At 39.7% G+C, this 22,717-nt stretch carries 24 protein-coding genes; 16 read left to right on the top strand and 8 right to left on the bottom strand.

Going from position 1 to position 22,717, the window contains the following annotated elements; translation table 11 throughout:
* Positions 1-14: 14 nt before the first annotated feature.
* The 4 genes from BLQ18_RS04265 (at position 15) to BLQ18_RS04250 (ending at position 5,808) form a co-directional block, all read left to right on the top strand.
* Positions 15-2,138, top strand: coding sequence for a Tex family protein (locus BLQ18_RS04265; protein WP_090293009.1), 2,124 nt, complete (start codon positions 15-17; stop codon positions 2,136-2,138).
* Between the two features lie 9 nt (positions 2,139-2,147).
* Positions 2,148-3,050, top strand: a complete 903-nt coding sequence (locus BLQ18_RS04260) for a histone deacetylase family protein (protein ID WP_090293006.1) — start codon at positions 2,148-2,150, stop codon at positions 3,048-3,050.
* A gap of 27 nt (positions 3,051-3,077) precedes the next feature.
* A complete protein-coding gene (locus tag BLQ18_RS04255) occupies positions 3,078-3,917 on the top strand; it encodes a phosphatase PAP2 family protein (protein WP_090293003.1) in 840 nt (279 codons plus the stop codon).
* Between the two features lie 337 nt (positions 3,918-4,254).
* A complete protein-coding gene (locus tag BLQ18_RS04250; RefSeq protein WP_090293000.1) occupies positions 4,255-5,808 on the top strand; it encodes a M20/M25/M40 family metallo-hydrolase in 1,554 nt (517 codons plus the stop codon).
* A 56-nt stretch (positions 5,809-5,864) separates the two neighbouring features.
* Here BLQ18_RS04250 and BLQ18_RS04245 read toward each other — a convergent pair whose 3' ends face one another.
* Together BLQ18_RS04245 and BLQ18_RS04240 are read right to left on the bottom strand one after the other, a co-directional pair.
* A complete protein-coding gene (locus tag BLQ18_RS04245; RefSeq protein WP_090292998.1) occupies positions 5,865-6,290 on the bottom strand; it encodes a hypothetical protein in 426 nt (141 codons plus the stop codon).
* Positions 6,291-6,425: 135 nt separating this feature from the next.
* Entirely contained in the window at positions 6,426-6,758 is a 333-nt protein-coding gene (locus BLQ18_RS04240) for a single-stranded DNA-binding protein (protein ID WP_090293667.1), read from the bottom strand.
* 191 nt (positions 6,759-6,949) lie between these two features.
* Between BLQ18_RS04240 and BLQ18_RS04235 the strand changes: the two genes are divergently transcribed.
* The 4 genes from BLQ18_RS04235 to BLQ18_RS04220 all read left to right on the top strand — a co-directional run bounded on the left by BLQ18_RS04235 (position 6,950) and on the right by BLQ18_RS04220 (position 9,151).
* Entirely contained in the window at positions 6,950-7,168 is a 219-nt protein-coding gene (locus BLQ18_RS04235; RefSeq protein WP_090292996.1) for a hypothetical protein, read from the top strand.
* A gap of 261 nt (positions 7,169-7,429) precedes the next feature.
* Complete coding sequence (locus BLQ18_RS04230; RefSeq protein WP_090292993.1) at positions 7,430-7,924, top strand: Dps family protein; 495 nt, start codon at positions 7,430-7,432, stop codon at positions 7,922-7,924.
* A gap of 49 nt (positions 7,925-7,973) precedes the next feature.
* Positions 7,974-8,441 (top strand): hypothetical protein, encoded by a 468-nt coding sequence (locus BLQ18_RS04225; RefSeq protein ID WP_139150360.1) that lies wholly within the window; start codon positions 7,974-7,976, stop codon positions 8,439-8,441.
* 107 nt (positions 8,442-8,548) lie between these two features.
* Positions 8,549-9,151: a GNAT family N-acetyltransferase gene (locus tag BLQ18_RS04220; protein WP_090292989.1), complete on the top strand. Its 603-nt coding sequence runs from the start codon at positions 8,549-8,551 to the stop codon at positions 9,149-9,151.
* On the opposite strand, the gene BLQ18_RS04215 is transcribed toward BLQ18_RS04220, so the two are convergent.
* Positions 9,148-10,284 (bottom strand): glycerate kinase, encoded by a 1,137-nt coding sequence (locus tag BLQ18_RS04215; RefSeq protein ID WP_090292988.1) that lies wholly within the window; start codon positions 10,282-10,284, stop codon positions 9,148-9,150. The genes BLQ18_RS04220 and BLQ18_RS04215 overlap by 4 nt on opposite strands.
* Before the next feature lie 123 nt (positions 10,285-10,407).
* Here BLQ18_RS04215 and BLQ18_RS04210 point away from each other — a divergent pair, with 123 nt between their 5' ends.
* Positions 10,408-11,109, top strand: coding sequence for an SIMPL domain-containing protein (locus BLQ18_RS04210; RefSeq protein ID WP_090292987.1), 702 nt, complete (start codon positions 10,408-10,410; stop codon positions 11,107-11,109).
* Between the two features lie 33 nt (positions 11,110-11,142).
* The gene (locus BLQ18_RS04205; protein WP_090292986.1) at positions 11,143-11,631 is read left to right on the top strand and encodes a DUF6265 family protein; all 489 of its coding nucleotides are present in this window, start codon (positions 11,143-11,145) and stop codon (positions 11,629-11,631) included.
* 6 nt (positions 11,632-11,637) lie between these two features.
* On the opposite strand, the gene BLQ18_RS04200 is transcribed toward BLQ18_RS04205, so the two are convergent.
* A complete protein-coding gene (locus BLQ18_RS04200) occupies positions 11,638-12,219 on the bottom strand; it encodes a TetR/AcrR family transcriptional regulator (RefSeq protein WP_090292982.1) in 582 nt (193 codons plus the stop codon).
* 38 nt (positions 12,220-12,257) lie between these two features.
* Positions 12,258-13,007 (bottom strand): glucose 1-dehydrogenase, encoded by a 750-nt coding sequence (locus BLQ18_RS04195; RefSeq protein WP_090292977.1) that lies wholly within the window; start codon positions 13,005-13,007, stop codon positions 12,258-12,260.
* 157 nt (positions 13,008-13,164) lie between these two features.
* Between BLQ18_RS04195 and BLQ18_RS04190 the strand changes: the two genes are divergently transcribed.
* The 3 genes from BLQ18_RS04190 to BLQ18_RS04180 are packed head-to-tail and all read left to right on the top strand — an operon-like array spanning position 13,165 to position 17,249.
* Entirely contained in the window at positions 13,165-16,314 is a 3,150-nt protein-coding gene (locus tag BLQ18_RS04190; protein WP_090292976.1) for a WD40/YVTN/BNR-like repeat-containing protein, read from the top strand.
* On the top strand, positions 16,314-16,886 hold the full coding sequence (locus BLQ18_RS04185; protein WP_090292974.1) for a pentapeptide repeat-containing protein: 573 nt from the start codon (positions 16,314-16,316) through the stop codon (positions 16,884-16,886). Before BLQ18_RS04190 ends, BLQ18_RS04185 begins: the two co-directional genes overlap by 1 nt.
* A gap of 9 nt (positions 16,887-16,895) precedes the next feature.
* Complete coding sequence (locus tag BLQ18_RS04180; RefSeq protein WP_090292972.1) at positions 16,896-17,249, top strand: hypothetical protein; 354 nt, start codon at positions 16,896-16,898, stop codon at positions 17,247-17,249.
* A gap of 1 nt (position 17,250) precedes the next feature.
* Here BLQ18_RS04180 and BLQ18_RS04175 read toward each other — a convergent pair whose 3' ends face one another.
* Positions 17,251-17,721, bottom strand: coding sequence for a CBS domain-containing protein (locus BLQ18_RS04175; protein WP_090292970.1), 471 nt, complete (start codon positions 17,719-17,721; stop codon positions 17,251-17,253).
* A 122-nt stretch (positions 17,722-17,843) separates the two neighbouring features.
* Between BLQ18_RS04175 and BLQ18_RS04170 the strand changes: the two genes are divergently transcribed.
* The 3 genes from BLQ18_RS04170 (at position 17,844) to BLQ18_RS04160 (ending at position 21,698) form a co-directional block, all read left to right on the top strand.
* Positions 17,844-20,114, top strand: coding sequence for a M20/M25/M40 family metallo-hydrolase (locus BLQ18_RS04170; protein WP_090292968.1), 2,271 nt, complete (start codon positions 17,844-17,846; stop codon positions 20,112-20,114).
* On the top strand, positions 20,107-20,919 hold the full coding sequence (locus BLQ18_RS04165; RefSeq protein WP_090292964.1) for an SDR family oxidoreductase: 813 nt from the start codon (positions 20,107-20,109) through the stop codon (positions 20,917-20,919). Before BLQ18_RS04170 ends, BLQ18_RS04165 begins: the two co-directional genes overlap by 8 nt.
* 80 nt (positions 20,920-20,999) lie before the next feature.
* Complete coding sequence (locus BLQ18_RS04160) at positions 21,000-21,698, top strand: tetratricopeptide repeat protein (protein WP_090292962.1); 699 nt, start codon at positions 21,000-21,002, stop codon at positions 21,696-21,698.
* Positions 21,699-21,700: 2 nt separating this feature from the next.
* On the opposite strand, the gene BLQ18_RS04155 is transcribed toward BLQ18_RS04160, so the two are convergent.
* On the bottom strand, positions 21,701-22,198 hold the full coding sequence (locus BLQ18_RS04155) for a nuclear transport factor 2 family protein (RefSeq protein ID WP_090292959.1): 498 nt from the start codon (positions 22,196-22,198) through the stop codon (positions 21,701-21,703).
* Entirely contained in the window at positions 22,188-22,685 is a 498-nt protein-coding gene (locus BLQ18_RS04150) for a hypothetical protein (RefSeq protein WP_090292957.1), read from the bottom strand. Before BLQ18_RS04150 ends, BLQ18_RS04155 begins: the two co-directional genes overlap by 11 nt.
* Positions 22,686-22,717 lie beyond the last annotated feature (32 nt).

Here is a 22,717-nt window from a genome sequence, read left to right as displayed (position 1 = left end):
ACTAAACAAACATCATGCAACTTGTTCCCTACATTGTTCGCCACACCCAACTTTCAGAAAAAAGCGTTGTCAATACAGTAGCCCTTTTGGATGAAGATTGTACCGTTCCATTTATTTCCAGATACCGAAAAGAACTTACAGGCAATTTGGATGAGGTTCAAATTGGGGCAATTGTGCAATTTAAAGCCCAGTTTGAAGCTCTTGAAAAACGAAAAGCAGCTATTATCAAAGCGGTTGAGGAACAAGATGCCCTGACTCCCGAGTTAAAATCCAAATTTTTAAGCTGCGAGGATTTGACAAGTTTGGAGGATTTGTATCTCCCTTTCAAAAAAAGCAAGAAGACCAAAGCGGAGACTGCCCGTAAAAATGGATTGGAGCCCTTGGCCAAAATCATTATGGCACAACGCAGCGATGAAATCGAATACATTGCCTCCAAATATTTGAGCAAAGAAGTCGTAAACGAGGATGATGCCCTTGAGGGAGCGCGACACATAATTGCCGAATGGATCAACGAACGCACCGATCTCCGAAACCAATTGCGAAATCAATTGGAGCGTTTTGCTTTAATCACCACTAAAGTGGTGAAGGCCAAAAAAGACGATGAAAAAGCCCAAAAATTCCGTGATTATTTTGATTGGAGCGAACCTTTGAGCCGATGCCCATCGCACCGTTTTTTGGCCATTATGCGAGCAGAAAAAGAAGGTTTCATTCGGGTTAAAATTGAGATAGATGATGAAAGGGCACTGCAAAATATCGAAAGGCGCATCATTAAAACCAACAATGCTTGTGCCGAACATATTGAATTGGCGATTGCTGATTCCTTTAAAAGACTTCTGCTACCCTCGCTATCCAATGAACTTTTAAAATCAGCCAAAGAAAAAGCGGATGCTTCCGCAATTCAGGTGTTTTCCAAAAACCTAAAACAATTGTTATTGGGAGCACCTTTAGGTGAAAAACGCATTTTGGCCATCGACCCTGGTTTTAGAACAGGATGTAAAGTGGTCTGTTTAGATGAACAGGGCGACCTTAAACATAACGAAACCATTTATCCCCATCCGCCACAACGGGATAGTTCAGGGGCTATCAAAAAAATAAGTTCTTTGGTAGATGCCTATAAAATTGAGGCCATTGCCATTGGCAACGGAACGGCATCTCGGGAAACAGAACAGTTGGTAAAACGCATTGCGTTTAAAAAACCCATCGAAGTATTTGTGGTAAGTGAAGCTGGAGCCTCCATTTATTCGGCTTCCAAAATTGCACGTGATGAGTTTCCGAATTACGATGTTACGGTAAGAGGAGCTGTTTCCATTGGTAGACGATTAGCCGATCCCTTGGCGGAATTGGTGAAAATTGATGCGAAATCCATCGGTGTTGGGCAATACCAACACGATGTGGATCAAACCCAACTTAAGACCTCATTGGATACCGTGGTAGAAAGTTGTGTGAACTCCGTTGGGGTCAACATCAATACAGCAAGTGTTCCTTTGTTGAGTTATGTTTCTGGGATTGGTCCGAAATTGGCAGAGAACATTGTAGCCCACCGAAATGAAAACGGAGTATTTAAGAACCGTGACGAAATCAAAAAAGTGGCTCGTTTGGGTGGAAAGGCTTTTGAACAAAGTGCTGGGTTTTTGCGCATCAAAAACGGCGATAATCCTTTGGATGATTCGGCAGTGCACCCAGAAAGTTATGGTCTGGTTTCCAAAATGGCCAAGGACCAAGGCATTCCCTTAAAAGAAATTGTTGGTAACAAAACATCTTTACAAGGCATTGATCTTAAATCGTATTGCACCGACACGATTGGTATGCCCACTTTGGAAGATATTGTAAAGGAATTGGAAAAGCCAGGATTAGATCTTCGCGAAAAAGCCAAGGTGTTCACCTTTAACCAGAACATCAGGGAAATTACCGATTTACGAGAGGGACAATTGTTGCCTGGAATTGTAAACAACATCACCAATTTTGGTTGTTTTGTGGACATTGGCATTAAAGAAAGTGGTCTAATTCACGTTTCCAATCTTTCGGATACTTTTGTGAAAGACGTGAACGAACACGTGCACTTGCACCAACAAGTTGTGGTAAAAGTTTTAGATGTTGATGTACCTCGAAAACGCATTCAATTGGCACTGCATAAATAAGGCAACCCCATGCTGAAAATAGCGTACCATCCTATTTACAAACATCCTTTGCCTGAGAAACATCGGTTTCCGATGATCAAATATGAGCTTTTACCCCAACAATTGCTTCATGAAGGAACCGTTTCGGAAGCCAACTTTTTTGAGCCTATCCTTCCTGATAACAAGCATATATTAGCAGCCCATAATCAAGAGTATTTTGAGAATTTGGTAGGTTTGAAGCTCACTGCCAAGGAAGCTAGAAAGATTGGTTTTCCATTAAGTGAAACATTGGTACAACGGGAACGCATTATTGCCGATGGCACCATAAAAGGGTGTCAATTTGCATTGGAACATGGCATTGCAATGAATATTGCAGGGGGGACACATCATGCCTACTCCGACCGTGGTGAGGCATTTTGCATGCTCAACGATCAAGCCATTGGTGCTCGGTATCTCATCAACCAAAATTTGGCAAAAAAGGTTTTAGTGGTCGATTTAGATGTGCATCAAGGCAATGGAACGGCAGAAATCTTCCAGAACGACCATTCTGTTTTTACCTTTTCCATGCATGGGAAGGGCAATTATCCCTTTAAAAAGGAAACATCAGACTTGGATATTCCTTTGGATAAGGGCACAAACGATCAAGAATATCTTTCCATATTAAAAAAGACCATACCCGAACTTTTAGAGCAGGTTCAACCTGATTTTATCTTCTATTTGAGTGGGGTTGATGTGTTGGAATCTGACAAATTAGGTACTTTGTCCTTAACGTTGGAAGGATGCAAAGAACGTGATAGTTATGTTCTTCAAACTTGTTACGACTATAAGATTCCAGTCCAATGCAGTATGGGTGGTGGATACTCGCCAGACATCAAAATAATTGTTGAGGCACATGCCAATACGTATAGGTTGGCACAGCATATTTATATGTAATTTTAGCACATCTTATTTTCAACCTCTATGAAGCTCATAAAATACCTCTTGCTCTTTGTAGCTGTTTTGCCAACAATGGCTCAGGATTTCAACACTAAAAAAGATAACACGCTTTGGAACGATTTTACCTATGATATCGGTAACATTTTCGGTGGCGTAGGTTATGCCTACTCACGACCGTTTCATTGGCAAGGAAATGATTGGGCCAATTTTGGTTATTTAACAGGAGGAACCTTGTTGTTAACTACTGTTGATGATGAAATCAACCATTGGACCAATGGATTTCAAAATGATGTACCTGATTTTATTATGGATTATGGCCACGAATACGGAAGTCCAGAGAACAATTATATGTTGACAGGAGGGGTTTATCTTGCTGGTCTTTTCACCAAAAACGAAAAATTGAGGCGAACTGGTGTACTTTTAATAGCATCAGCAACAGCAGGTGGTTTTTTGCAACAAGTCACCAAACGAATTATTGGTAGAGCAAGACCAAAGAGTGGACAAAGTTCTGCTACTTTCGACCCGTTTCATTTTAACCGAGTGTATAATTACGATTCCTTTCCCTCAGGACATGCCATGTTAGCTTTTAGTAACGCTTATGCCATCGGTAAACAATTTAAGAGCCCTTGGGTAAAAGCAGGGATTTATACGGTGGGACTTATTCCAGGATTCGTTCGTGTTGTGGATGATTTTCACTGGTTTTCGGACGTAGCCTTCAGTACAGTGTTGAGCATTTTTATTGTGGAATCCATTGACCGTTATTTGGATTCCAAATACGATGAAAAATATAATAATCAAGAAAAAAACGTAAGCTGGAACCTTTCTTTTGGACCAGGAACTATGGGTGTCTCCCTTCAATTTTAATCTGCAAGAATCACTTTAATGTTAATTTCTTATTTAGATTAATTAAAAACAATTATTTTCGCCCCATCTCTATTCATAATCATGGGGAAAAAGAAGAAGGATAAAGAAAAGAAGAAACTTAAAAAAGCACTTTTACGTGAACTTCCTCCTAGTGGGAACGTAAAATCCAAGTGCTGTAAAAAGTTTAAAAAAGGTGAGAACAAGCGTTGTAAAAAATGTCCTTGTTTTGACCTGATGAAGAAAGTCGCTTAACCCCCAACCGATTTTTAAACTCCAATTTTTCAAGTATTCTGCATAGGTGCTCTAAAAGTTCTATTTTTAGGGAAAACTAACTCAAATGATACGCAAGAATACTTTAATCACTGCATTATTTACTTTATCGGTTTGTTTGGTTTCGGCTCAGGATAAAGACCCTGTTGTTGAATCCATCATCAAAGAAGCTACCGAAAACTCCCAGTTGGAAACTTTGGGACATGAACTAATGGACGGCATCGGACCTCGTTTGGTAGGTACGCCGCAAATGAAAAATGCCCATGATTGGGCGGTTGCCAAATACCAAAGTTGGGGCATTCCTGCTGCAAACGAGCAATGGGGCGAATGGAAAAGTTGGGAGCGCGGTATTTTCCATATCGATATGGTTTCTCCAAGAGTTCAGAGTTTAAGGGGAACCCAATTGGCTTGGAGCCCTTCTACTTCAAAAAAAGGGGTGACTGCCGAGTTGGTGGTTTTGCCTACCGTAAAAGATTCTATGGCCTTTGCAAATTGGTTGCCCAACGTTAAAGGTAAACTAGTGATGATTTCAATGCCACAACCTACAGGCAGACCCGATTACAATTGGGAGGAGTTTGCTACAGAAAAGTCCTTTGAAAAAATGAAAAAAGAACGTGACGAGCAAAACGAGGCTTGGAACGAAAACATGAAAAACACTGGATTGGACCGACGTTCACTTCCTGTTGCTTTGGAAGAAGCTGGTGCGGTAGGTATTGTTGCATCGTATTGGTCACGTGGTTTTGGTGTAAACAAAATATTCAGTGCTTATACCAAAGAAATTCCAACAGTAGATTTGGAATTGGAAGATTACGGAATGTTGTATCGCTTGGTTGAATCTGGACAAAAACCACAATTGCATATTGTAGCCGAATCCAAGGATTTAGGCGTTGCTCCTACATTCAATACCATTGCAGAAATCAAAGGTTCTGAAAAACCAGACGAATATGTTATCCTTTCTGCGCATTTCGATTCTTGGGATGGTGGAACTGGAGCTACTGACAACGGAACTGGCACATTGGTGATGATGGAAGCCATGCGTATCTTGAAAAAAGTTTATCCAAATCCAAAACGTACCATATTGGTAGGGCATTGGGGAAGTGAAGAACAAGGTCTGAACGGTTCTCGTGCTTATGTGGAAGATCATCCTGAAATTGTATCGGGTGTTCAAGCTGTTTTCAATCAAGATAATGGAACAGGAAGGGTAGTTCGCATTTCTGGAGGTGGATTCTTAAAATCCTATGACTATTTAAGCAAATGGCTTAACGCAGTTCCCGATGAAATAACCGATGAGATCGAAACCACTTTCCCTGGGACACCAGCACGTGGAGGTTCAGATTATGCCTCTTTTCAAGCTGCGGGAGCTCCAGCATTTAGTTTGAGTTCTTTGAGTTGGTCGTACTGGAATTATACCTGGCACACCAATAGGGACACATATGATAAAATTATTTTTGATGATGTTCGTAACAACGCCATTTTAACTGCAATTTTAGCTTATAAAGCTAGCGAAGATGCTGAAAAAACGGATCGTGAAAAAGCTGTGTTGCCCATTAACAAAAGAACAGGAGAACCCATGGAATGGCCATCTCCTAGATCTCCCCAACGAAAAGGCGGGTTAGATTAACCAATAAAAAAAACGCTCCGAAATCGGAGCGTTTTTTGTTAACTAACCAAATTAACTTAGAAGTTTTCTACTTCCAGTCCGGATGTCTCCACCCTTACCTCTGAAATCATGGCACTGCTTTCTCGAGGATAATAATATTCGTAATACTTTATGTAAAAAATCGCATGTTGCATATAGTGTTCACTATGCTTGCAATTTTGATTACACTTTTTTGCATATTCGCTATAAGCATAGGATTTTTCTTTTAAATAAACGTGATAGGCATTTGAATCCCATTGTTTTAAATCACTTTCGTATTGAAGTTGATCGTTCCAAAAATCTATTTCATCCTCCTCGTTTAAAGGGATAAAAGATTGTTCGTAGTGGGCATCTATTTTAGCCTTTTCTTTAAAAAAGGAAACATCAACTTGCTTTTCTTGTGCTGAAGTTTGGTACGCCAGTACAGAAACAAACAAAACCATAACTAATGTTTTGTAATTCATTTGATAGAACTTTTAATAGGTTGTTCATCTAAATTTATTCTGGCGTTCGTCTTAATAACAATCCAAGAAGATTATACCCTACCTTAAATAAAAAAAAGGGGCGATTACCCCTCTTTTAGTCACATTTTTATACGATTACTTACTCAGCATAAGCAGTTCATTACACCGAACCTCGGTAATGTACCGCTTCTCACCTTCCTTGGTTTCGTATGAACGGGAAGTCAACTTTCCTTCAATCATAACTTCCTTGCCTTTGGATAAAAAGTTTTCCACGATTTCGGCAATCTTTCCCCATGCTACTATATTGTGCCATTGGGTATCTGTTACTTTTTCACCCTCATGGTTTTTATAGGTTTCGTTGGTTGCAATGGCGAACTTGGCCAATTTGCTCCCATTTTCCATGGTGATGATTTCAGGATCGTTACCCAAGTTTCCGATTAACTGTACTTTGTTTTTTAAAGAATTCATACGATAAGATTTAAGATTTGTATTTGTTACATCGAACTTCATTGTTTCGACAGGGCAAACATAAATTGCTTAAAAAATGGGATTCGGTTTTAAAACATTTGCTTTCGTTTGTATCCGTTTGTAAATATTTATACAAAAAAGAGTGACCAAAAAGTGCATTAGGTGTCTAACCCTTTTTAGAGCATTCAACTATGGGCATACGCAAAATCGATAAATATCAAGTAGTTAATAGATTTAGTTTGGGAAAATGCATGTATGATACATCGGACTACATTTATATTCAAGAGCATGACCCGATCCATGGTGAACCCCAAAAAGTATTCAGTGCCAGTAAGGAATATGTGACCGACATTTCTTCAGAAATATATCTTTCACTCTGTCAGGGGTTTGTGGTCCTTATAGACGAATAGCAGCTCCGTTTATAATATTTCCCACTTGTTAAATCATGTTAAATACTTGATTTTCTTCTATATAAGTGTATATTGTATATATATGAATTACACAATAACACACTTCAAGACATTGGTATTCTAGGCCCTTCTTGGCCAATTTTTATTTGAAAGGATACTTCATCCTATTTCAAAAATCATTTCTACTTAAAAAATCATCAAACGAATTGTTTGTGATGCTGTTATGCATTTAACTGAAGTCAAATCAAAAAAAATTATTACATGGAAACCGTAAAAGCAAAAAACAAAACTTTCAAAAAATTAGGATTTACATACTTGGAAACCGCAGAAATTGTGGTCGCTCTTAACACCCTCTTAGCCAACTACCAAGTATTCTACAATAAACTCAGAAACTTTCACTGGAATATTGAAGGTCCCGAGTTCTTTGAACTTCACGAGGAGTTTGAAAACGAATACAACACTACCAAAAAGAACATAGACATTGTCGCGGAACGCATCCGTGTATTTGGGGTAAAACCAAATTTCACTCTAAAAAAGACATTGGAACTTTCCGATTTAGAGGAACCCACCAAAGAGCTTTCTGCCATTGAAATGGTAAGAGAAGTGCTTAGGGATTTTGAAACTCTACATAATAATATGTTGGATGGTGTAAATGCATCCTTGGAAACTGGAGATGTTGTTACCGAACAGCTTTTGACCGATTTCATGACCCATTTGGAGAAAAGAAATTGGATGTTCACTTCTTATCTTAAATAAGAACGCTTGAACCATAGAAAATAAAATCATTAACTATAAAATATTAAACATGAAAACACTCACAGCACTATTATCATTATGTATGTTAACTGGCATTTACAGTTACGGACAATCCAATAGCGGAACTATGAACGCGTCCATCAACAAAACTTTTTCAGTTGAAAAAAATGGAACCGAATTTCCGTATCACGTAAAAGTGATGGAACATCGTAATTACCCCATTGATTTGGAAAACAAGAATAAAAATATGGTCAATAAAGACCGCGAAAACAAAGCCGCACAAGTCGTAAAGCTTATTGCTGTTGACTCCAACAACGATAGCAATTATGAACACTACATGGTATTAAAATACTATAAAACAGTGACCGATAGTTTTAAAGTTGTTCCAACTGATAAAGGTTTTGCCGTAAAAGTGGACGACAAAACCATGGAATACTTTGTGGATGAAGGAATTTATTTCATCAACAATAAGGACCAAGATTTCTTTATGATTGAAGAATTCAAAGAAATTGGATAACATTAGGTTTCGTTTTTTGATTGACAAAGGGTCGGGGGTTTTCCCCGGCTTTTTTGTTTGTGAAAATGGCATTAAATACTCCTATCTTTGGACTCTAAACACTATATATGGAATCTTGGTTACAGCCCCTTGAACTTGAGGGAAATCTTGTAAAGCTTGTCCCACTTCAAAAAACACATAAAGTGGATTTGGTTTTTGCCGCTTCGGATGGTAATCTATGGGAACTTTGGTATACTTCTGTCCCCAATCCAAAAACCATGGATTCATACTTGGATACCGCACTTGCAGAGCAAAATTTAGGCAAATCACTCCCTTTTACAATAATCGATAAAAGAACCAATACCGTTGTTGGGACCTCCCGTTTTTTAAATGTTGATGCAAAAAACAAACGGTTAGAAATTGGTGCCACCTGGTATGCCAAAAAAGTGCAACGAACGGGAATCAATACAGAGTGCAAATACCTATTGTTGAAATATGCCTTTGAACATTTGAATTGTATTGCCGTTGAGTTCCGAACGCACTTTCACAACCATCGTTCCCGGAATGCTATTTTGCGATTGGGTGCCAAACAGGATGGTATTTTAAGGAATCACCGTTTGGATGAAGCAGGGAATTTACGCGACACCGTTGTTTTCTCTATTTTGGATAGCGAATGGAAAACCGTAAAAGCTTCCTTGGAATTTAAAATGAAAAGAGGCGCCAATTACTAGGCCATACTTTGTTTTAAAAGTCGAGCAAAATTATAGGCCGCCAATTCCAAATTTTGCACAGTTTTGGCCTTTGCATCCTCTAAATTCCCTATTTGATTAAGAATGGACACGGCATAATCCAATCCCATGGCCTCCATTTGCTCCATTGTCACATCCACCGAACCACAAAAGGCGGCAACTGGAATCTGCTTTTGCTTTGCAGACTGAATCACTCCATTAATGGTCTTGCCCGACAAAGTTTGGCCATCCAACTGCCCTTCTCCCGTAATTACCCAATCGGCACCTTCCAAAACTTGTTCAAACTGGGCCATTTCCATCACCATATCGACTCCAGAGACCAGTTCTGCGTTCAAAAACACAACTGCACCTCCACCAAGACCACCTGCAGCGCCAGCACCTTGTATTTGTTGCACATCTATATTAAAAGTAGAATTCAATATTTGGGCAAAGTGCTCCAAACCTTTATCTAAAAAAGCAACTTCCTCTTCCGAAGCACCTTTTTGAGGACCGTAAACATGCGCAGCTCCTTGGTTTCCGTAAAAAGGATTGTTCACATCACAAGCCACTTCGATTTTGGCCTCTTTTAATTTGGGATGAACTTTATCCGCTTTAATTTCTGAAACATGCGCCAGATGCCTTCCAATGGGCTCCAAAATTTGACCTTCCTTATCTAAAAACTCAAATCCCAAAGCAGCGGCCGTACCCATACCTCCATCGTTGGTGGCACTTCCCCCAATGCCCAAAACAATATGTTTGGCTCCTTTTTCCAAGGCATCCACAATCATTTCACCAGTACCATAAGTGGTGCTGCGCATGCAGTTCATTTCCGATTTATCGAGCAATTTATAACCTGATGCTTCGGACATTTCAATAAAGGCCGTCTGTTGATCAGCAGAAAGTAAATAAGGGGCAGAAATCTCTCGAAAAAAGGGGTCTTTCACTTTTGTGGAAACCACCGAAGCATTTAAATAGTCCTTTACCACATCAATGGTGCCATCGCCGCCATCGGCCAAAGGCCTGCTCACAATTTCACCTTCTGGAAAAACTTTTTGAAGGCTACGGGCAACGGTTTCACAAAATTCACGTCCTGATAACGAACCTTTATATTTATCGGGTGACAAAATAAATTTCATCTTTACAATGTACTCAAGATAATTGAGTTAATCCAGAAATTTTGCTCCCTTTAGGGATGAATTTTAAAACGGCATAGGTTTTGAATGTAAGGTCGAAGTATTTACATTTAATCAAATTACATCATGAAAAAAACAATTCTATTTATAGCTACAGCCTTGTTCACAACGGCAATTTTTGCCCAAACCAAGAATTTTTTAGACACCCCTTATTTGGAAACTACGGCCCAAGTGGACACTTTGGTTACTCCTGATAAAATCTATTTGAGCATTATTATTCAGGAAAAAGACACCAAAGGAAAAGTTTCGGTGGAAGAGCAGGAAAACAAAATGGCCGCACGGTTCAAAGCCTTGGGCATTGATTTAGAAAAGCAATTGGTGATCAAGGATATGGGCAGCAACTTTAAAAAATACTTTCTGCGTCAGCAAGAAGTACTCAAAAGCAAGCAATATTCCCTATTGGTCTATTCTGGCAAGGAATTGGGCGATGTTATGGTCGCTTTGGAGAATTTGGATATTGCTAACACTTCGATTGAAAAGGTAGAATACTCCAAAATGGAGGAACTGGAATTAGAACTCAAAACAAAAGCCGTTCAAAAAGCCAAACAAAAAGCGGTTGCTTTGACCCAACCCTTGGGACAAAAAGTGGGAATGGCTATTCATATTGTGGACAACTCCCAACCCTATTACCCTAGATACAATGCAGCACCCATGATGGAAATGAAAGCAGTTTCAGCTAACATGAATCAAGCAGCGCCATTGGATATTGATTTTGAGAAAATAAAGGTGGAAACTTCGGTCAACATCAAGTTTGCTTTAACTAATTAAGTAAATTACCTCATCAATCAAAAAACACCCATTATGAAAACCATTACATGTTTAATGCTGCTTTGTGTAGGCATTGTTTCGGCACAACAAACTCTTTCACTGCCTGAAGGCGAGACTTCTCCTAAGGCAAATCTGGACCAAGTTGCTTGGATCGAAGGCCATTGGAAGGGAGAAGCATTTGGTGGTATTGCCGAAGAAATTTGGTCACCGCCCTTGGGCAATTCCATGATGTTCGTGTTTCGATTGGTGAACGATGGCAAAGTTTCTTTCTACGAATCAGGGCATATTCAACAAGTGGATGAAACCATTATTCTGCAACTCAAACATTTTGATGGCAACATGAGGGGCTGGGAAGAAAAAAATCAGACCATCGACTTCAAGTTGGTTAAAATTGAGCCCAACAAGGTCTATTTTGATGGATTGACGATGGAAAAAATCAATGAAAATCAAATTAATGTATGGGTATTAATTGAATCTGAAGGAAGTACGGAGGAAGTCCTGTTTTTATACAAACGTGTTTAAGCAAGTTTAGCCCAAAACTGATAAACCAGATTTTACGAGTTTCCGAAGCTTGATTGGATCAGAATCAACCTTGGCCATTACTTGCAGACCACTGAATAGGGCAAAAAGCATAGTGCCAATACTGTCTGCATCTTTGGATGCATCTATTTCACCTGATTCAATTCCTTTTTTAATCTGCTCAATAAAAAGGTTTTCAGCATTTTCCTTGTTCTTTCGCAAGGCGTTGTGAATTGCTTCATCCCCTGGAATAAGCTCTGTAGTGGTGTTAACAACAAAGCATCCCTTTTGAGCCTGGTCCAACTGTGCTTTTTCAATCGCATTTTCAAATAGCCTACAAAAACCAGCTTTCACAGAGTTCTCATTTTCAAAAGTGGCGCGAACCTCTTCACTGCTTTGTTTGCGATAATGTTCAAAAACTTTGTTGAACAATTCTTCCTTGCCACCAAAAGTGTCGTACAAACTGGCCCTATTTATGCCCAAACAGGTCACCAAATTCTGAATTGAAGTGGCATGGAACCCTCTTTCCCAAAAGAGTTCCATAGCCTTTTTCAATATTTCCTCTTCATTAAATTGCTTTGTTCTAGGCATTCATTTGGAATAATTGTTCCAAATTTATCCAAAAAAATTTACACTTGAGCCAAACCTCCATCAACTGGGATCTCTGCTCCTGTAATAAAACTGCTATCGGAAGATGCCAAGAACAATGCTGTTGAGGCTATCTCACCTGAGTTACCATACCTTCCTAATGAAACCATGGAAGGGAAAGATTCAGCCATTTCATCAAAAGACTCCTTTGGCATATTGTGCTTATCATAAATAGGAGTATCAATTGGCCCTGGTGCTATAGCATTCACTCTAATCCCTTTTGGTCCGAATTCTGTGGCCAACGTACGAACCAATGATCGTAAGGCCGCTTTGCTAGATGCATAGGCAGCCAACCCTGGAAAACCTTTTACATTTACAACAGAGGTATTGAAAATAATACTGGCACCTTCATTCAAAAAATTATAAGCTTCCTTAACGGTAAACAAAGGTCCTTTTACATTCACATCGTACACTTCGTCAAAAATGGTTTCAGTAAGCGCTTCAATGGGTTCCAAACGTAGAATTCCTGCATTCAAGAAAATAATATCGATTTGTCCAAAAGCCTCTACAGTTTTGGAAATCAAAGCTGCGCTATCTTTTGAGCTGGAGGCTTCAGCCTTTACCAAGAGATAATCACCTTGCAATTCACCTTTCAGAGCATCCAATTTTTCTTGGTTTCTACCCGTAAGAACCACCTTTGCTCCTTCTTGAAGATACTTTTTGGCTGTTTCCAAACCCATTCCACTTGTTGCGCCCGTAACTATGGCGACTTTTCCTTCTAATTTGTTCATGATGATTTTGATTGTTAGATTAATATTAGAACGATTGTTCCAGAACAAATCTATTTAATTTGGAACGAATGTTCCGTTATAAATCATTATTTATCTTTTTATTAACAATGTGGTGGTGGTTTTGTATATTTCCGTAAGCTAATTCAACTCAACCAAAATGAAACTATTTCAACTCCTTCTGGCGCTGTTTTTACTTCAACCCTTCACTGGGGAAGCGCAGCGCAGAAACAAAAAATCAGACGAACCCTCCATTATTGTAAACGACTCCCTTTTTCCAGGGTTAAAATGGCGTAATATTGGCCCTTTTCGTGGTGGTCGAAGTGTTACCTCATCTGGAGTTGTGGGCCAACCACATACCTATTACATGGGTAACACTGGAGGTGGAATTTGGAAAACCACCGATGATGGCGTTACCTGGAAAAATGTTTCTGACGGTTTCCTGAAAACAGGAACCGTAGGTGATATTGCCGTTTCCGAAAGCAATCCCAATTTGGTAATTGCTGGAATGGGTGAGCATGCCGCCCGTGGGGTAATGACCTCAATGGGAGATGGTGTATACAAATCAACAGACGCAGGAAAAACATGGCAACACATTGGTTTGGATCATACACGCCATATCGGTGATGTTATTATCCATCCAACCAATCCCGATATCATTTTTGTTGCGGCACAAGGTGCCCAATATGGCCCTTCTGAAGACCGAGGGGTTTACCGCTCCACAAATGGAGGAGAAACTTGGGAAAAAGTGCTTTATGTAAATGATATTACTGGAGCCGTATCCTTGAGCATGGACATGAACAACCCATTGATTTTGTATGCTGCTATGTGGCAACACGAAAGAAAACCTTGGACCATCACTTCGGGAGGTGCTTCATCAGGATTTTACAAGTCTACCGATGGTGGAACCACTTGGGATAAAATAGAAAAAGGACTGCCTCAAGAATTTGGAAAATCAGGTATATCTGTTTCAAGGGCAAATTCCGATGTGGTTTATGCCGTAATTGAAGCTGAAGGCGAACAAGGCGGTGTGTACAAAAGTATGGATGCAGGGAAGACTTGGAGTCAAACCAACAAAAACCGAATCAACATTGCTCGTTCTTGGTACTATATGGAGATTTTTGCCGATACGCAAGATGAAAACATCGTTTATGTACTCAATGCGCCCGTAACCAAATCCATTGATGGTGGAAAAACCTTCACTCCTATCCCAGTTCCGCACGGCGACAACCATGACCTTTGGATCCATCCAGAAAACAATCAGGTAATGATCAACTCCAACGATGGTGGAGCCAACGTGTCCAACAACGGAGGTAAGAGCTGGAGTTCACAACAATATCAACCAACAGCACAATTTTATCGTGTAATTACAGACAATTTGGTACCTTATAATGTGTATGGCGGGCAGCAGGATAACACTTCTGTTTCCATTGCTAGTCGTACCCGTGATAATGGCATTGATTGGAAAGATTGGCATCCTGTTTCAGGCTGCGAAAGTGCTTATTTAGCCTTTGACCCAGACAATCCAGAGTTTGTTTACGGAGGATGCTACCAAGGAATCATTGAAAAATGGATAAAAGCATCACATACGGCTAAGCCTATTCAAGAGTATCCCGAATTGGGCTTGGGTAACATCCCGAAAGATTTCAAATTCAGATATAACTGGAATGCACCTATCATTAGTTCGCCACACGATAGAAACACCATTTACCATGCAGGGAATGTAGTATTCAGAACTAAAGATGGCGGCTACACTTGGGATGTGGTAAGTCCAGATTTAACACGTAACGAAATTGAAAAACAAGGTCCTGGAAGTGGTCCTTATACCAACGAAGCTGCAGGAGGTGAAAACTACAACACCATTATGTATTTGGTGGAATCACCGCATGAAGAGGGCGTGCTCTATGCTGGCTCAGATGATGGTTTGGTTCACATTACCAAAAATGGTGGAGAGTCATGGGACAATATCACCCCTCCAAACATTAAAGAAGGTATCATCAACAGCATTGAAGTTTCACCACATGATGCCGCAACGGCTTATATTACTTTAATGCGCTATAAGTTCATGGATTTGGACACTTATATCTTCAAAACCACCGATTACGGTCAAACTTGGACTCAAATCTCCAATGGAATTGACGGCGAGCACAACTTTGCCCGTGTGGTACGCGAGGATAAAAAACAAAAGGGATTATTGTATGCTGGTACTGAAACAGGATTGTTTGTTTCCTTGGATGATGGTCAGCATTGGCAACCGCTTCAATTGAACTTGCCCGTGGTTCCCATAAACGATTTGTATATTCATGATAATGATTTGGTAGCTGCCACCGCTGGACGTGCTTTTTGGATTTTGGATGATTTAGGAGCGATTCAAAGCAGTTTGTCCCTTGCATCAAAATTGAGCATTGTGACGCCAAAAAATACTTATCGCATTTATAATGAAAGCTCAGACAATTATGTGCCAGGCGTAGGGCAAAATCCAAAATCAGGGGTAACTTTCGATTATTATTTGCCTCAGAAATTGGATTCCACTGAACTTAAATTGGAAGTGTTATCTGGTGGAAAAGTGATCAGAAGCTATTCCAATCAACCTCCAAAAGGTTTTAAAAGCTGGCCTGGTGGTCCTTCAAAACCACAAGTTTTACCAGCCTTAAAAGGCTACAATCGATTCACTTGGGATTTTTACCGTGAGTCTCCTCCTGCTATTGATGGCGTTTTTGCCATGGATGGATACAGCGGTTCGCGAGTAGCACCAGGAACGTATACCCTTCGCCTTACTCTTGGGGAAGAAATGGTTGAGACCAAAGCAGTTGTTTTGGCCGACCCATTGATTGAAGGAACACCTGCTGATTATGCCGAGCAACAATCCTATTTAACCAAAATTGATGAAACCTTGGTGAACATGCACGAGGCAGTCAACCAAATGCGCACAGCCAAAAGTCAGCTGGAGAAATACAAGGAATTGTTGAAGGATAATGATGATGCAAAAGACCTTTTGGAAAATGGGGATAAACTATTGGAACGCATCTCCACTTGGGAAGAAAATCTGATTCAACCCAAACAGAAAACCTTCCAAGATGTGGTGAACTTCAGCAGTAAACTGAATGCAGATTTTATGAACCTTAAAGGTTTTATCGATGTGGAGGAACCCAAAGTAACGGGAGGTGCCAAAGAACTTTATAAGGACTTGATGGCTGAATGGAAAACCTATGCAGATGAAAAAACCGCCATTATAGACGGTGAGATGAAGACGTACAACGATATGTTCAAAGCATTGGATATTCCTGCTATAATAATGACTGGCAAATAATGGAAAAACCCTTTTGGTTAGATCAGGAGTTCACAAAACAGGATTATTCGCAAAACAAATTGCCTAAAGGTGATTACGAGAATTGCCGTTTTGTGGACTGCCTGTTCACCGAGGGGTTTTTGGACAACCAAAACTTCGTGGAATGCACCTTTGAAGGGTGTGATTTCACGAATACGAACATTTCGCACACCATTTTTAATGAGGTAACTTTTATAGGTTGCAAAATGGTAGGATTACAATTTGATTCGTGCAATCCCATTTTGTTAACCTTCAATTTTCAGGATTGCAACCTATCACTTGCCTCCTTTTACAACATGGACATTCCAAAAACCACATTTTTGGATTCCAAATTGCATCAAGTTGACTTTTCTGAGGCCCAATTGTCCAAAGCCAACTTTTCCAACTGTGATTTTGAAGGTGCCATATTTTCAAACAGCAATCTGGAGCAAGCTGACTTTACTACTGCCTTTAATTTCAACATTGATCCAACCCAAAATAAAATTAAAAAGGCCAAATTCAACAAAGAGGGATTGATCGGTTTATTAAAAAAGTATGATATTGTAGTCACCTAATCTTATGCTATGTCCGATAGAACCTGTTTGGAATGCGGTGACAAACTCATAGGCCGTATTGACCAAAAATACTGTTCCGACCACTGCCGAAATGCCTACAACAACCGATTGAACCGCGATGGAAAAAACCTCATGCGGAACATCAATAACAAACTCCGAAAAAATTATAGGATTCTAGATAGTTATACGCTACGCGATGGTAAAACCAAGACCACCAAAATGCGGTTGATGGATAAAGGCTTCGATTTTGAATACTTTACCAACCTGTACACCACCAAAAAAGGCAGCACCTACTATTTTGTGTACGACTTGGGCTATTTGCCCCTCGACAATGATTATTATATGATTGTAAAAAGGGAATAAATTACTTCCAGCTATGCGAAGTTAATTTTAGCGCAGCAATCACAATATCTTTTCGACTGATTTGCCCTACCAAAATATCGTTTTTCATCACGGGCAGCCTTCTACGGTTATGACGGTCGAATACCCCAGCCGCATCAAAAATGGACATGTCATGCGGAATAGTCTCCACGTTCTTGGTCATAAAACGCTCCACGCTTTTATCCAGAATAGGTTGGTTAAAATAGCGGCTCTCGGATATTTGCTTCATACAATCCGCCTCGGAAATGATGCCTACCAAAAAACCGTTCCCATCCATCACTGGCCCCCCAGAAATATGATGTTTGGCAAAAGTCTCCATAACTTCCAAAATGGACTGGTCTGGAGAAAAAGTAATCAAATTTTTGGTCATGTAGTCCTCTACCAAAATTGGTGCGTTGTATTTTTTCTTGGACTCTTCTTTGGAACGTACGCCTTGAAAACTTTTGATTGCCATAGGGTTAGGATTTAAAGTTGAATAATAAATATAGTCTATTTTAGCGAATATCCTAATTTTAGGTATTAAAATATGAGAACCTTTCATAATTTCATACATTTAAAATACAACTAAACCATACCATGAAATTTTCACGTTCCCTCGCCCTTATTCTCCTACTTTTTGCGGTTTATTGGAGTTTTAAATCGTTGATGCCCTCCTACCAACCAGATGAAGACCTAAATTTGAATTCTTTCTCTACGGACAGGGCTTTGGTCCATGTAAAAAATATCTCACTTGAGCCACATGCAATAGGTTTTCCAGCTCACGAAAAGGTGAAAAGTTATATTGTTTCTGAGCTCAATAAAATGGGATTGGAGACTTCAATTCAAGAGGGATACACTGCAGGAGATTGGGGTAATTTGAGTAAAGCCTCTAACATTTTGGCTCGAATTGACGGTACTGGTAATGGCAAGGCTCTTTTACTCATGTCACATTACGATAGTGGACCTCATTCATCCTACGGGGCCAGCGATGCAGGCAGTGGCGTGGCTACGGTTTTGGAGGGAATCAGAGCTTTTTTGGAAGAAAATCCCAATCCTAAAAACGATATCATCATCCTAATTACCGATGCAGAGGAACTCGGACTTAATGGTGCAGACTTGTTTGTAAAAAAACACCCTTGGGCCAAAGAAGTGGGACTCGCCCTAAATTTTGAAGCACGAGGAAGTGGGGGTCCAAGTTATATGCTGGTTGAAACCAATAGAGGCAATGGCAACCTTATCAAAACCTTTAAAGAAGCTAACCCAAAATATCCCGTAGCAAACTCCTTGGCCTATAGCATTTATAAAATGTTGCCCAACGATACCGATCTAACGGTTTTTCGGGAAGATGGTGATATTGAAGGATTCAATTTTGCCTTTATCGATGATCATTTTGATTACCACACCGCTTTGGACACTTACGAACGGTTGGATAGAAACACTTTGGCACATCAAGGTAGTTACCTAATGCCCTTGCTCACCTATTTTAGTGAAGCCGACCTGAACAACCTCAAAAGTTTGAACGACGAAGTCTATTATAACTTGCCTGTGTACCGAATGGTCTCCTACCCTTTTGAATGGATTTGGCCAATGTTCGGATTTGCAGTGATTGCCTTTATCCTATTATTGGTTGTTGGCTTTAAAAAACAAGTTCTCAACCTACCAGACATTTTTAAAGGATTCATCCCCATGCTGATTACTTTAGTAATCAACGGAGTTGTAGGCTATTTTTGTTGGACCATAATTACGTGGTGGTATCCTGGTTTTAAAGACATGCTTCACGGATTCACCTACAATGGCCATTTATATATTGCAGTTTATGTGTTATTTTCTCTAGCAGTATGTTTTTACACCTACAATAAATTTCGAAAAACAAGCACGCCGAACATATTGGTCGCTCCAATGCTCCTTTGGTTGATCATTTGTGGATTGGTTGCCCAGTATTTAAAAGGAGCAAGCTTTTTTATTGTTCCAGTATTTGGGGTTCTCGCCGCATTTTTGGTGGTTATCTATCAAGAAAAGCCAAATCCGTTTTTATTGCTGTTTTTTGCCCTCCCAGCGGTTCTCATATTTTCCCCTTTCATTAAAATGTTCCCAGTTGGGTTGGGATTAAAAATGATGGTAGCTGCTACGGTTTTAACCACTTTACTATTCTTTTTGGTACTTCCGTTTTTTGGTCAACTCAAAAGCAAAGGACGACTGTCCTACCTGTTTATTTTATTGTTTTTCGGATTTGGTATCGCAAGCCATATCCAATCCAATTTTAATGACAAGCGTCCAAAACCCAGCAGCCTAATTTATGTGTATGATGAAGATAAGGATACATCGGTATGGGCTACCTACGACCAAGTATTGATTGGCTGGAACGGACAGTTTTTGGGTGAAAACAAAAGAAAACCTGATGGCGAGACCATTTCGAGCAAGTACAGGACCAACTTAAGCTATATCTCAGATGCTCCAAAAAAGGATATTCCTACACCTTATATCGATAAAACTTTGGATACCATTATTGGGCAAAACCGAATGATTGAAATTTGCATTACCCCAAAAAGAAAAGTGAATCGATTGGAAGTTTTCACCAATCCTATCCCCATACAAGCCGCCAAGGTGAACCAAATTGAGTTGTCCTCCTACTTTTTGGAAAATCGAAGAAGCAAACTCATCACCCATTACATTACCAACAACGATTTTACGGAATTGGCATTGACCTTCCCCAAAGATTCGGTTTTGGAACTAACCTTGTATGAAGCTTCCAATGATTTATTGACCCACAAAGATTTTAGCGTTCCTGAACGACCACAAAACAGTATTCCCATGCCATTTGTACTCAATGATGCCATTTTGACCATTAAAACCTTACGATTTGAGTAAAAACAGCATCGGCGTTTTGGGTTGTGGGTGGCTTGGATTACCCTTAGCTAAAACATTATTATCCAAAGGTTATTCGGTCTCTGGAACAACAACTTCTCCAGAAAAAATGGAAGAATTGCGGGCCTTGGGCATTAGTCCATTTCAAATAAACCTGTCACCCAATGCTATTGAAGGTGATATTAAAGAGTTTCTTTCCAAACTTGATGTATTGATCATTAATGTGCCTCCCAAATTACGTGGTACCCAACGCGAAAGCTATGTGGACAAGATGCAACTGTTGTTAACCGAAATAGAGGCCAGCCACCTGTCTAAGATTGTCTTTGTGAGTAGCACCGCAGTTTATGGCGATGCAGAGGGTGAAGTCACAGAAGCCACCATTCCAATACCAACAACCGAATCGGGCAAACAACTATTGGTTTGTGAGCAATTATTTCAAAATACTTCAGATCTAAAAACCACAATTATCCGTTTTGGGGGTTTGATAGGCCCAAAGCGACATCCCATAACCATGTTATCGGGCCGTCAAAACCTATCTAATGGCAATGCACCCATCAATTTGATTCATTTAAATGATTGCATTAAAATGATCATCACCATAATTGAAAAGGATTATTGGGATGAAACCTTTAATGGGGTGTATCCGCTGCATCCTACCAAGCGAGAATATTACACCTCGGAAGCTAAAAAAAGAAACCTAGAACCACCTCATTATTCAAGCGAAACGGATAATGCTTCTGGTAAGATGGTTTTAAGTCAAAATTACCTGGATAAAGGACATGCTTTTACTGCAAATATCCACTCCTAAAGGCCTTGATTTACTTATCGTATTCTTAACAACTTGGTTACAATTAATTTGTTAGTTTTGGCGCACTAATTTGATGATCAATGAAAAAGACAGTTCTCCTACTGCTTTTACTAGTAGGCTTTAGCGGTGTTGCACAAACCAACAATCAACTTCTTGAACACTATCAAGCATTTTACAAAGAAATGCGACTACAAGGTGATGTTGAAGGTGTGATCAATGCCATGACCCACTTAAATGTGCTATCACCATCCGAACAAAGAAGGGACACACTTGCATTCGTGTACATGAACAATGGTCAACACATGCAAGCCTTGAACACTATCGGTATAGAAAAAAAAGATTCTGATTCTGATTTGGCGATTCAGGTAAAAGCTTTTTCATTAAAAGCGTTGAACCAACCCAAAAGAGCTTTGGAACAATTTGAAGCCCTTTTTAGTAGAAACCCTTCTCCTTATTTAGCTTATGAAATGGCTGATTTAAAGATTCAGACGGGTGATACAGGCGGAGCCTCTACCAACATTGAATATGGGATTGCCAATGCGCAAGATGACATGATGTATGCCTTCTACGAAAGACAACAACCATACGAAGTTCCTCTTAAAGCGGCCTTTTTGCACTTAAAAGCTTTGGCCGATTTTAATTTGAACAAAGACAATATTGATCTTGCTATTGCATCAATTGATGAAGCGTTGAAAATTGCGCCGAATTTTAACTTGGCCAGTTTGAGCAAACAGGCTTTGGAAGCAAGAAGAAACGAAGCCCCTGAAGGCGGAAACTAGATCTAATTCTTTTTCTTTAGCTCAAGGAGTAAAGCATCATCTTTTGCTTCCTTGATTTGAATCAGTTCGTCCACATTTTCGTTGGGCACTGCAATTGAAAGTACATAATGGGCAATTTTCCATTGCCCATTTTCTTTTTTAAGCACCCCCGAGCCTCTACATATTTTCATTTGGGTATCTAACAACTCATCAAACCAAGCGAAGGTCTTGGCTTCATTTAGGTACACATTTCGTTCTACCGAAGTAAAGCTCCATGCCTTCCCTTGATCAAAATAGGGTTTGGAGAAGGACCGAAACTCATCATTCTGCCAATTTTCGGTGGCATCAGTACCCAAAAACACCCCGTCCTTGGTCATTAAACCAAAGTAGGCATCAAAATCTGCATTGGCAGCAGCCAAATGCCAATCGTCCAAAACTTGATTGATTTTTTGTTTTTCGCTATTCTGTGCAGTAACTACCAATGATAAAAATAGTAGTCCGATTAGTGCTTTAAATTTCATCCAAGATTATTTTTTTGTCCAACTGACTGTTCATAATCACGTTCAACTGTTTACGTAAAGCATTATAGGCTTCCAACATTTGAATGGTAGGCTCCGTGGTAGGCTGATTTTCCAAAATACTAGCCTTCACTTTATATAAATAGGTACGTAAAACCTGTTGTCTGCTTTTTACTTGAAAGGAATCGAAAAGCTCGGGATACTTTCCTGTTTCCAAATTTTTCTCTTTTTCAATTAGGTCATCAACCGCCAAGGCCAAATCCTCATTGTTGGTGGCTTTATATAGCACATCTATACTTGCATTCAGTGCATTAAATTCTTCCCAGTTCTCCACAAGAACTGCAGCATCTGGGTTAATGGCAATCTTATCTGGCATTTTTTGGTAGTTAAACTCCAAATCCACCTGCTGCGTTGTGGTCGCAACTGCTTCATTTTTTTTACACCCTAACAAATAGGATGTTATCACCACAAGGACTAACAATTTTCGCATAGGCGAATGTACAAATTTTAATAAAGGGTATC

The organism is Flagellimonas zhangzhouensis (assembly GCF_900102925.1).
GTDB classification, from domain to species: domain Bacteria; phylum Bacteroidota; class Bacteroidia; order Flavobacteriales; family Flavobacteriaceae; genus Flagellimonas; species Flagellimonas zhangzhouensis.
The sequence above is the reverse complement of the archived record's forward strand: the minus strand, read 5'-3'. Positions and strand labels throughout refer to the sequence as shown.